1 protein-coding gene is annotated in these 788 nt (G+C 59.6%); it reads right to left on the reverse strand.

Features of this window, described 5'->3' with window-relative positions:
- Nucleotides 1–743 (reverse strand): ABC transporter ATP-binding protein (locus JF66_RS19650; RefSeq protein WP_035880575.1); only part of this gene is annotated, 743 nt, incomplete at its 3' end.
- Between the last annotated feature and the right edge of the window lie 45 nt (nt 744–788).

Genomic DNA, 788 nt, shown 5'->3' on the forward strand with positions numbered 1-788 from the left:
AAGACATTCTGGATGAGTTCTGTGGTCAAAATCACGGTGGGATCCCCCTGCGCGACGATTTTTCCGTGACTCATGACGACAAGGTGGGTCGCGTAGCGTGCCGCTTGGTTCAGATCGTGCAGCACGACCGTCACTGTGCGTCCCTCCTCGTGCAAGCGCGCGCACAAGTTCAGCACCTCGTATTGATGAGCGATGTCAAGGAATGTTGTGGGCTCGTCGAGGAGCAGCAAGTCGGTTTCCTGGGCGAGGACCAGAGCGATCCACGCTCGTTGCCGTTGCCCCCCTGAAAGCTCCTCGACGGCCCGGTCGGCGAGCTCCGCTGTCTGGGTAACAGCCAAGGCCGCTTCGACGGCACGCGCGTCTTCTGCCGAGAAGTGGCGGAAGAAGCCCTGATGGGGGTAACGTCCTCGCCGTACCAAGTCGCGGACGGTAATGCCCTCAGGTGCGATCGGGTTCTGCGGCAGCATGGCCAGTTGCCGGGCGACGACCTTGCTTGGTAGGGAATTGATCATGCGATTGTCGAGAAGTACATTCCCCGCGACCGGCTTCAGGGTTCGTGCGAGTGCTTTGAGTAGCGTGGACTTGCCGCAGGCGTTTGGACCGACGATGACGGTGAAACTTGCATGAGGGATCTCGATAGATAGATCGACGGCGACGGGGTGCCGTTGGTACGAGAGGCTGAGCGACCGGGCCACGAGCCGTGGGACGGTCGGCGCAGAAGCATGGGTATGAATGTCAATCATCAAAGAGTTCCCTTCCGGAATTTCGTGATCAAAAGCAATCCCAGG

The organism is Cryobacterium sp. MLB-32 (assembly GCF_000738085.1).
In the GTDB taxonomy this organism is placed as follows: Bacteria; Actinomycetota; Actinomycetes; order Actinomycetales; family Microbacteriaceae; genus Cryobacterium.